8 protein-coding genes and 1 pseudogene are annotated in these 10,282 nt (G+C 43.7%); 7 read left to right on the forward strand and 2 right to left on the reverse strand.

Going from position 1 to position 10,282, the window contains the following annotated elements:
* The first annotated feature begins 18 nt into the window (after positions 1 to 18).
* The 3 genes from KQP79_RS13480 (at position 19) to KQP79_RS13490 (ending at position 2,553) form a co-directional block, all read left to right on the forward strand.
* Positions 19 to 336 (forward strand): hypothetical protein, encoded by a 318-nt coding sequence (locus KQP79_RS13480; RefSeq protein ID WP_004297365.1) that lies wholly within the window; start codon positions 19 to 21, stop codon positions 334 to 336.
* Positions 336 to 560 (forward strand): sulfurtransferase TusA family protein, encoded by a 225-nt coding sequence (locus KQP79_RS13485; protein ID WP_004306023.1) that lies wholly within the window; start codon positions 336 to 338, stop codon positions 558 to 560. The genes KQP79_RS13480 and KQP79_RS13485 overlap by 1 nt, the downstream gene beginning before the upstream one ends.
* 106 nt (positions 561 to 666) lie before the next feature.
* Complete coding sequence (locus tag KQP79_RS13490) at positions 667 to 2,553, forward strand: YgiQ family radical SAM protein (protein ID WP_004312022.1); 1,887 nt, start codon at positions 667 to 669, stop codon at positions 2,551 to 2,553.
* Positions 2,554 to 2,817: 264 nt separating this feature from the next.
* On the opposite strand, the gene mfd is transcribed toward KQP79_RS13490, so the two are convergent.
* Positions 2,818 to 6,192, reverse strand: coding sequence for a transcription-repair coupling factor (gene mfd, locus KQP79_RS13495; RefSeq protein ID WP_008774907.1), 3,375 nt, complete (start codon positions 6,190 to 6,192; stop codon positions 2,818 to 2,820).
* 186 nt (positions 6,193 to 6,378) lie between these two features.
* On the opposite strand from mfd, the gene KQP79_RS13500 reads away from it, so the two are divergent.
* From KQP79_RS13500 to KQP79_RS13515, 4 genes are all read left to right on the forward strand, one after another.
* Positions 6,379 to 7,122, forward strand: coding sequence for a polyprenol monophosphomannose synthase (locus KQP79_RS13500; protein WP_004306020.1), 744 nt, complete (start codon positions 6,379 to 6,381; stop codon positions 7,120 to 7,122).
* Complete coding sequence (locus KQP79_RS13505; protein WP_004312024.1) at positions 7,119 to 8,456, forward strand: dihydroorotase; 1,338 nt, start codon at positions 7,119 to 7,121, stop codon at positions 8,454 to 8,456. The genes KQP79_RS13500 and KQP79_RS13505 overlap by 4 nt, the downstream gene beginning before the upstream one ends.
* Before the next feature lie 25 nt (positions 8,457 to 8,481).
* A complete protein-coding gene (locus KQP79_RS13510) occupies positions 8,482 to 9,390 on the forward strand; it encodes a vitamin B12 dependent-methionine synthase activation domain-containing protein (RefSeq protein WP_004297356.1) in 909 nt (302 codons plus the stop codon).
* A 68-nt stretch (positions 9,391 to 9,458) separates the two neighbouring features.
* Entirely contained in the window at positions 9,459 to 9,971 is a 513-nt protein-coding gene (locus KQP79_RS13515) for an RNA polymerase sigma factor (RefSeq protein ID WP_004297355.1), read from the forward strand.
* 72 nt (positions 9,972 to 10,043) lie between these two features.
* Here the strand turns inward: KQP79_RS13515 and KQP79_RS26025 are convergent.
* Positions 10,044 to 10,088 (reverse strand): annotated as a pseudogene (locus tag KQP79_RS26025) (hypothetical protein); the annotation flags it as partial.
* Positions 10,089 to 10,282: the final 194 nt, after the last annotated feature.

The raw sequence follows: 10,282 nt of genomic DNA on the forward strand, positions 1-10,282 counted from the left end.
CTTTAAAACTAAAAAACAATGTATACTATACAAGCAAATCCCAGCGGTACACGCAGCATAGAAGTATCTAATGAAAACTTGAGAACGATTGAAAAATATGCCCTGTTCCGTCATCTTATCGACAGTACCGGTATTGTAGATGAAGCAGTTCTGGATAAGTTGAAACTAAATATCCGCTCCCTTATCGCCAGTCAGGAGGAAGACAGTAAAGACTTGCTGGACCTTTGTATTGACGTGATTTATCACAATAATATGAAGGCATTCGGCTTGCAACAGCTCATCAAGCTTTATCTTACCTGGCTCTCCAGTCCGGAAGCGGAAGAAGAGGAGGAATAATGATTACGGTAGATACCTGCGGAATAACAGCATACAGTCCGCTGATTCCTGCAATAAAAGCGATGTGCACTGCCTCTCCGGGTGAAACAATAGAGATTATCATGAACCATGCTGATGCGTTTCAGGATCTAAAGGAATATCTGTCCGAGCAAGGTATCGGCTTCCGTGAAATCTATGACGGAGAACAAATGACATTACAGTTCACAATCAACGGGAAGTTTTAAGAAAACACTCCAATGATTGGAAGAAAACATCCTGATGATTGAAGTTAAACATCTCAATGAATAAAAAAATCATTGGGATGTTTTTTATTATCCGTATCTTTGCAGCATGAAAGAATATCGATTGACCGACTGGTTACCCACTACCAAAAAAGAAGTTGAACTTCGCGGATGGAATGAATTGGATGTCGTTCTATTCAGTGCTGATGCTTATGTGGATCATCCTTCTTTTGGTGCTGCCGTTATCGGACGCATTCTCGAAGCGGAAGGTTTGAAAATAGCCATCGTTCCCCAACCTAACTGGCGTGACGACCTGCGCGACTTCAAGAAGTTGGGACGTCCACGGCTATTCTTCGGTATCTCCGGCGGATGCATGGACTCAATGGTTAATAAATATACCGCCAACAAACGCCTACGCAGTGAAGATGCTTATACTCCGGACGGCCGACCGGATATGCGCCCGGACTATCCTTCTACAGTTTACAGCCAGATACTAAAGAAACTTTTTCCGGATGTTCCGGTAGTCATTGGAGGAATCGAAGCTAGTTTAAGGCGATTGAGTCATTACGATTATTGGCAGGACAAAGTACAAAAGAGTATTTTGTGCGACAGCGGAGCAGATCTGCTCATCTACGGAATGGGAGAAAAGCCTCTTGCAGACCTGGTGAAAAATATGAAAAGCCTGCTCACCACTGAAGAACCTGTACTGACAAGTAGCAAATTTAGAACAATTATCGGATCTGTGCCCCAGACAGCCTATCTTTGTCGTGCAACAGAATGGACATCTGCCGAAGATGACCTTCAACTTTATTCACACGAAGAATGTTTGGCAGATAAAAAGAAACAGGCTAGTAACTTCCGACATATCGAAGAAGAATCCAACAAATATTCGGCTTCACGAATCACACAAGCAGTAGGGAATAAGATAGTCGTAGTCAATCCTCCCTATCCTCCGATGAGCCAGAAAGACCTCGATCATTCGTTTGATTTACCATATACCCGTCTGCCTCACCCCAAATATAAAGGAAAACGGATTCCGGCATACGATATGATTAAATTTTCCATCAACATTCATCGGGGATGTTTTGGTGGTTGTGCATTCTGTACCATTTCCGCCCATCAGGGAAAGTTTATTGTCAGTCGAAGCAAAGAGTCTATACTGAAAGAGGTAAAAGAGGTTATTCAATTACCCGATTTCAAAGGATATTTAAGTGATTTGGGCGGTCCTTCCGCTAATATGTATCAGATGAAAGGGAAAGATGAAGCTATTTGCAAGAAGTGCAAACGACCGTCATGTATTCACCCGAAAGTTTGCCCGAATCTAAATACAGATCATCGTCCCCTACTGGATATTTACCGTGCAGTAGATGCCTTGTCCGGAATCAAAAAATCGTTTATCGGTAGCGGTGTACGCTATGACCTGTTACTTCATCAAAGCAAAGATGAAACTACCAACCGTAGCACTGCCGAATATACCCGTGAATTGATAGTCAATCATGTGAGTGGCCGGTTAAAAGTGGCTCCGGAGCATACCAGTGACCGGGTATTATCTATAATGCGCAAACCTTCTTTTGAGCAATTTGAAACATTCAAAAAGATATTCGACCGCATTAACCGGGAAGAAAATCTGCGTCAACAACTGATTCCGTATTTTATCTCTTCGCATCCCGGATGCAATGAAGAAGACATGGCGGAACTTGCCGTTATCACCAAACGTCTGGACTTCCACCTGGAACAAGTGCAGGACTTCACTCCTACTCCGATGACAGTGGCTACCGAAGCCTGGTATAGCGGATTCCATCCATACACGCTAGAACCGATATTCAGTGCCAAAACCCAACGGGAGAAACTTGCACAACGCCAATTCTTTTTCTGGTACAAACCGGAAGAACGAAAAAACATCATCAATGAGTTGAGACGTATCGGACGTTCAGATTTGATAGACAAGTTATACGGAAAAAGAAAGGACATGGAAAGAGGGAAAGGAAAAAGATAGAATGAAATAAATTATAAATCAAGCATAAGGCATGATTATGAATCAATTATAACTTGTGATCTTATTGGCTACTTTTAAGTTAGCGCTCTCCAATTGATATGTATTTGATTACCTAGTAAGTTTTCGTTTGACAATAGTCAAACGATAGTTCAACAACTGTCAAACGAAAACTCATTAGTCAATCGAAAAAATAATATAGGTAAGAGAAAGAAATAAAAGCTACATAGTAATGAGTTGTTGCCAATGATAGCATCTTCAACTCATTTATGCTTCCTTTACCGGCAAAGCCACAATCTCCTGCAACACACTGACCGCCGTTTCCACATTAGTAACATCCTTAATCAGCATACTCCGTCTGCCGTTCTGTTCACGCAAATCACAACGACGAGTATATTTCATCATATAGTCTATCACTTTACCAAAAGCCTTACTTTGATAGAACGGACTATCCGGATTGGAAACAAAAAACAAGGTCATCCGCCCACCTTTCAGGAAGATTTTCTCTGCACCCAAACGGGCTGCAAGACGGCGTAGAGGCACAATACGGAGTAGTTCTTCCGTTTCCCGGGGAACCGGTCCGAAGCGGTCTTCCAGACGAGCACGGAAAGCTTCCACATCTTTGTCCAATGTCAGTCCATCCAGTTCGCGATAGAGCAACATACGTTCGCTGCTGCCTGTTACGTAGTTGGCAGGCAACAATAGTTCGAGGTCGCTTTCTACCTGACACTCGTCTACAAACTCTTCTCCACTAATTTGTCCTTCGCCCTTGATTTCATCCGCATACAGTTCTGCAAACTCGTCTGTCTTTAACTCATGGACAGCTTCAGTAAGAATTTTCTGATATGTCTCATATCCCAAATCGGCAACAAATCCGCTTTGTTCGGCTCCAAGCAGATTTCCGGCTCCACGAATATCCAAATCCTGCATGGCGATATGAATGCCACTTCCCAAATCACTAAAGTTTTCAATTGCTTGAAGACGTCGCCTTCCTTCGGCTGTCAAACTACCTAACGGAGGAGCCAGCAGATAACAAAAAGCTTTTTTATTACTACGTCCTACCCGTCCACGCATCTGATGGAGATCACTCAATCCAAAGTTTTGCGCCTGATTGATAATGATAGTGTTGGCATTCGGAATATCAATACCACTTTCGATGATTGTAGTTGCCAAGAGTACATCATAGTCGTAGTTGACAAAATCCAGAATAATCTTCTCCAGCTCTGTCGGTTCCATCTGTCCATGTCCAATCGCTACACGGCAATCCGGGATATGACGTTCGATCATCGCTTTCAATTCCGGCAAGTTCGCAATCCGGTTATTGACAAAGAAGACTTGACCGTTGCGGCTCATCTCAAAATTGATGGCATCCGTTATCACTTCTTCATTAAAAGTATGCACTTCGGTCTGAATCGGATAGCGGTTGGGTGGCGGAGTAGAAATCACACTCAAGTCGCGTGCACCCATCAATGAAAATTGAAGGGTACGGGGAATTGGAGTAGCAGTCATAGTCAGTGTATCCACATTCACTTTCAACTGGCGCAGCTTTTCTTTGACAGAGACACCGAATTTCTGTTCTTCGTCCACAATCAACAATCCCAAGTCTTTAAACTGGACATCTTTTCCCAAGATACGGTGGGTACCTATCAGAATACCGACATCTCCATCTTTCAATCCCTTCAATACAGCTTTGGTCTGTGCGGCAGTACGTGCGCGGCTTAAATATTCCACCCGACACGGCAAGCCTTTCAGACGTTCACGGAAAGTCTGAAAATGCTGGTAAGCAAGTACTGTTGTCGGAACCAGAACGGCTACTTGTTTATTATCGGCAACAGCTTTGAAAGCCGCACGAATCGCAACTTCTGTTTTTCCAAATCCTACATCGCCACAGACTAGACGGTCCATCGGGCGGTCACTTTCCATATCTGCCTTGACATCAATCGTCGCCTTACTCTGATCCGGTGTATCTTCATAAATAAAGGATGCTTCCAGCTCACGCTGCAAGAAACTATCGGGACTGTAAGAGAAACCTTTTTCCTGACGACGCTGCGAATACAATTTTATCAAATCGCGGGCAATGTCCTTGATTTTACTCTTCGTACGTTCTTTCAGTTTCTCCCATGCACCTGTACCTAATTTGTTAAGCCGGGGAGCCTCTCCTTCTTTACCTTTATATTTGGAAACCTTATGCAGGGAATGAATAGAGACGAACACCACATCTTCATTTTGAAACACCAGTTTCAAAACCTCTTGCGTAGTGTCACCATTCGGAATACGTACCAAGCCGGAAAAACGTCCGATACCATGATCCGTATGCACCACATAGTCTCCCGGAGTGAACTGATTCAGTTCTTTCAAGGATAGTGCCACTTTTCCCGAACGGGCTTTATCACTTTTCAGATTATATTTATGAAAACGATCAAACAACTGATGGTCTGTGAAGATACAGAGCCGCAGTGTGTTATCTACAAAACCTTCGTGAATGGTACGTTCTACGGGAGTAAAATTAATCTTATCACCCCGATCTTCAAAAATAGCTTTGATACGATCTGTTTGCTTCATGCTGTCACTGCAGATATAAAGCGAATAGCCTTTTTCCAGATAATCCTTAAAAGAAGAAGCTACCAGATCGAAATTCTTATGAAAGATAGGCTGGGCAGATGTATTGAAAGTAACGCTGGCATTGGGCGTTCCGGTCGGTTTATTACCAAATTCCAACCGGCGGAAATCGAGTGCCCGTACAGTAAACTCGCTGCCGTCTATCAATTTCCCTTCCAATGTAATGCCACCATTCTCTTCGGCCTCCTGAACGGCTATTGCCTGTGGAGTCAGCGCCTCATCGTGTACCACCTGGATTCGCTCGCGCAACCAAAGAAAATCGCGCATCGCCAAGGTAGTCTCTTTCGGGATAAAATCCAGAAAAGAAGTCGTTACATCTCCTGTCACCGCCAAATCGGGAACGATAGACACTCCATCTTTCTTCTCACGGGATAATTGAGACTCCACTTCAAAGGTACGAACACTTTCCACTTCATCACCAAAGAAATCGATGCGATAAGGATATTCCGAAGCAAAAGAGAAAACGTCGATAATACTACCGCGAACAGCATATTGTCCCGGCTCATATACGTAGTCTACATATTCAAAACCATAACTATGCAACACATCGGTGATGAAAGTGGTATCCACTTTCTCTCCTACATTCAGCTTCAGCGTTTTATTACTCAATTCCTTGCGCGACACCACTTTCTCCGCCAATGCATCCGGGTACGTAACGATACATAATCCCTCTTCCCCCTTTTGCAAGCGGCTAAGTACTTCTGTACGCAAAATCTCATTGGCCGCATCTTTTTGTCCATACTTGATGGAGCGACGGAATGAAGATGGAAAGAACAATACTCTTTCCGTACCCAATATCTGCGTCAAGTCGTGATAGAAATATCCGGCTTCTTCAAGATCACCTAAAATAAATACAAACGGGCAACCACCCTCTTGCACCAGTACAGAAGAAAAAAGAGAAGCGGCGGATGCACACAGTCCTCCGCAAAAAACAGTCTGAACGGAAGTGTCCTTCAACAAGCGCTTCATTACTGCCATATTGGGATGGGCAGCATATTGTTGTTGCAACTCAGTTATTGTCATACCTATAAAATTTCCCCGCAAAATTACAAAAAAGATTGGGAGTATGCACCCAAAGAACAGAAGTATTATAATAAGGTATCTGCCGTCTTATTCCGCATGGGGCATGAAACACGTTAAATTTTCCTTAGTTCAGCTATAACTAAAGGAAAAAGAACTACTTTTGTTTCTAAATTTTATAGTATCTATATGCAGACATCGGATAGCATTGTAATTATCCCCACCTATAATGAACGGGAGAACATAGAAAATATCATCCGTGCCGTTTTCGGCCTTCCCCAAGTATTCCATATTCTGGTCATAGAAGACGGCTCTCCGGACGGAACGGCAGCCATCGTAAGAAAACTGCAACAAGAATTTCCCGAACAGCTTTTCATGATAGAACGTAAAGGAAAACTGGGACTGGGTACTGCCTACATTACTGGATTTAAATGGGCACTGGAACACGCATACGAGTATATTTTTGAAATGGATGCAGACTTCAGTCATAATCCGAATGATTTACCCCGTTTGTATCAGGCTTGTTCGGAACAAGGAGGAGATGTATCCATCGGTTCCCGTTATGTCAGCGGAGTGAATGTAGTGAATTGGCCGATGGGACGGGTATTGATGTCATACTTTGCCTCTAAATATGTGCGGTTTATCACCGGAATACCTGTACATGACACCACTGCCGGATTTGTTTGCTACCGCCGCCAGGTGTTGGAAACAATCGATTTAGATCATATTCGCTTCAAAGGATATGCCTTTCAGATTGAAATGAAATTCACTGCTTACAAGTGTGGTTTCAAAATTATCGAGGTTCCCGTTATCTTCATTAATCGTGAATTAGGGACTTCTAAAATGAATAGCAGCATCTTTGGAGAAGCCATATTTGGTGTGATAAAATTAAAAGTAAATAGTTGGTTCCATAAATTCCCACAAAAGAAATGAAACGTACACTGATTCAAAACGCCGTTGTTGTCAACGAAGGAAGAAAAGTTCTGGGTTCAGTAGTAATCGAGAATGAAAAGATAGCCGAAATATTGGTTGGCGGAGAAAACGCAACTGCCCCCTGCGACGAGATAATAGACGCAACCGGGTGTTATCTTTTGCCGGGTGCCATCGACGAACATGTGCATTTCCGCGATCCCGGACTGACTCATAAGGCAGATATCACCACAGAAAGTCGTGCTGCGGCAGCAGGAGGTGTCACCTCTATCATGGATATGCCCAATACCAATCCGCAAACTACCACATTGGAGGCTTTGGAGGAAAAATTTGTTCTGTTGGGTGAAAAGTCAGCAGTCAACTATTCCTGCTATTTCGGAGCAACGAATAATAACTATACCCAGTTTGCACAACTGGATAAACACCGGGTTTGTGGAGTGAAGTTATTTATGGGTTCAAGCACCGGCAATATGCTGGTAGACCGGATGGCCAGTCTGCGTAATATATTCGGTGGAACCGATCTGCTCATCGCTGCTCATTGCGAAGATCAGGGAATTATCAAAGAAAACACGGATAAATATAAGAAAGAATACGGAGACGACGTACCTTTGGCTCTTCATCCGCTCCTTCGTTCGGAAGAAGCTTGCTATCGTTCATCCGAACTGGCAGTGCAGTTGGCACGTGAGACAAACGCCCGCCTGCACATCATGCATATTTCCACAGCTAAAGAGTTGAGCCTGTTTTCTAATGTACCTTTGGTACAAAAAAAGATCACGGCAGAAGCCTGTGTTTCTCATCTGCTCTTTACGGAAGAGGACTACCAGACACTGGGTGCCCGCATCAAATGCAACCCTGCCATTAAGACAGCGCAAGACCGGAAAGCTTTGCGAGAGGCTGTCAATAGCGGTTTGATTGATGCTATTGCCACAGATCATGCCCCACATTTACTTAGCGAAAAAGAAGGCGGTGCCTTAAAAGCAATGTCCGGAATGCCGATGATTCAGTTCTCACTCGTCAGCATGTTGGAGTTGACAGAAAAAGGAGTGTTTACTATCGAAAAAGTAGTAGAAAAGATGGCTCATGCTCCTGCGCAGATGTATGAGATACAAAACAGAGGATTCATTCGCAAAGGCTATCAGGCTGACCTGGTATTAGTCCGTCCCGGAAGCGAATGGACTGTAACAACCGATTGTATTCTAAGCAAATGTAAATGGAGCCCATTAGAGGGACACACATTCGACTGGAAAGTAGAGAAAACATTTGTAAACGGACATCTGTTATATAACAACGGAGAAATAGACGAGACTTATCGCGGACAGGAATTAAGATTCAGATAAACAGCAGCTCGCCTTCAACAAGCCTATGAGTACCATTTTATCTTATAAAATACATACAGTCACTCCCTACATCAACTGGATTTACTTTTTCCATGCATGGGGGTTCCAGCCACGTTTTGCAGCCATCGCCAACATTCACGGATGTGATGCCTGCCGTGCTTCGTGGCTGACAACTTTCCCGGAAGAAGAACGTAATAAAGCTTCCGAAGCAATGCAGCTATTCAAAGAGGCCAACCGGATGCTCGATCTGCTTGACCGGGATTATGAAGTAAAGACCATCTTCAAGCTTTGCAAGGCAAACTCTGACGGGGATAACCTGATTATTGAGAAAGAAAAAGACCGGTTCATCACTTTTCCTTTACTGCGCCAGCAAACGCCGAAAAGAGACGGTAGTCCTTTTCTTTGTCTAAGTGACTTTATCCGCCCGATCTCTTCCGGCATCCCGGATACCATCGGTGCTTTTGCCTCTTCCATTGATGCGGACATGGAAGGATTGTACGAACAGGACCCTTATAAACACCTGCTTGTCCAAACCCTCTCCGACCGACTGGCAGAAGCAGCAACAGAAAAGATGCATGAATATGTGCGCAAAGAAGCGTGGGGATATGCCAAAGACGAGAATTTAGGCATAGCGGACTTACTGGTCGAAAAGTATCAGGGCATTCGTCCTGCTGTCGGCTACCCGTCTTTACCGGATCAATCTGTCAACTTCCTGCTGGATGAACTGTTGGACATGAAGCAGATAGGCATTTCGCTGACCGAAAACGGAGCTATGTACCCGCACGCTTCTGTTTGCGGGCTTATGTTCTCACACCCGGCTTCCGAATACTTCTCCGTCGGAAAGATTGGAGAAGACCAATTGGAAGATTATGCCCGCCGTCGGGGAAAAAGTATCGAAGAAATGTGTAAGTTTCTGGCAGCTAATCTCCAATAGTCCTTATTCCCCTGTGATTTTTCTCCTTTTCTCACGACTAACTAACCAGAAAAGTAATCATAGATTCCATGAGAGAACAAACAGCAGAGGTTAGCGCCCCTATTGAACAAGAGTTTTTGTCGGTGATCCGCGAATATGAACGGGTGATCTACAAGGTATGCTATCTGTATGCCAATCCCAATGCTCCTCTCAATGATCTGTATCAGGATGTGGTATTGAACCTTTGGAAAGCCTATCCCAAATTCAGAAAAGAATGTAAGGTTTCCACCTGGATTTACCGTATTGCCCTCAACACCTGTATCAGCTTCTATCGTAAAGAAAAGAATGTGCCGGAAATAGTCAGCCTCACCAGAGATACCGACTGGGCCATAGAAGCACACGACCCGATCAACGAAATGTTGAAACAGCTTTATCAGATGATTAACCAACTGGGACAACTCGACAAATCAATTATCCTGCTTTATCTCGAAGACAAAAGTTACGAGGAAATAGCAGAAATCACCGGACTGACGGTTACCAATGTAGCGACCAAACTAAGTCGCATCAAAGACAAACTTAAAAGAATGAAAAAGGAGGAATAAGATATATGGAACTGGAAGAACTTAAAAAATCTTGGAATGCCCTGGATGAACACTTGAAAGACAAAGAGTTCATCAAAGAAGAAGAGCTTGAAAAGCTGATAAGGCATGCGGACAAAGGTATCCATGCCATTGCCAGACTGAACATCAAGCTTATTCTGATTTCTCTGCCGATACTGATCTTATTTTTAGCGGAGGTACTGTTGCACAACAGATTGAACCCGATCTATATCATTATCATTTTCGCATGGATTCCTGCCCTTTGCTGGGATATCGTCACCACCCGTTTCCTCCAACGGACACAAATAGACGAG

This window comes from Bacteroides sp. DH3716P (assembly GCF_025914115.1).
GTDB classification, from domain to species: Bacteria; Bacteroidota; Bacteroidia; order Bacteroidales; family Bacteroidaceae; genus Bacteroides; species Bacteroides ovatus.

Coding starts and splice junctions, on each gene's coding strand:
- KQP79_RS13480 (WP_004297365.1), top strand. CDS start 19: ATGTATACTATACAAGCAAATCCCAGCGGTACACGCAGCATAGAAGTA.
- KQP79_RS13485 (WP_004306023.1), top strand. CDS start 336: ATGATTACGGTAGATACCTGCGGAATAACAGCATACAGTCCGCTGATT.
- KQP79_RS13490 (WP_004312022.1), top strand. CDS start 667: ATGAAAGAATATCGATTGACCGACTGGTTACCCACTACCAAAAAAGAA.
- mfd (WP_008774907.1), bottom strand. CDS start 6,192: ATGACAATAACTGAGTTGCAACAACAATATGCTGCCCATCCCAATATG.
- KQP79_RS13500 (WP_004306020.1), top strand. CDS start 6,379: ATGCAGACATCGGATAGCATTGTAATTATCCCCACCTATAATGAACGG.
- KQP79_RS13505 (WP_004312024.1), top strand. CDS start 7,119: ATGAAACGTACACTGATTCAAAACGCCGTTGTTGTCAACGAAGGAAGA.
- KQP79_RS13510 (WP_004297356.1), top strand. CDS start 8,482: ATGAGTACCATTTTATCTTATAAAATACATACAGTCACTCCCTACATC.
- KQP79_RS13515 (WP_004297355.1), top strand. CDS start 9,459: ATGAGAGAACAAACAGCAGAGGTTAGCGCCCCTATTGAACAAGAGTTT.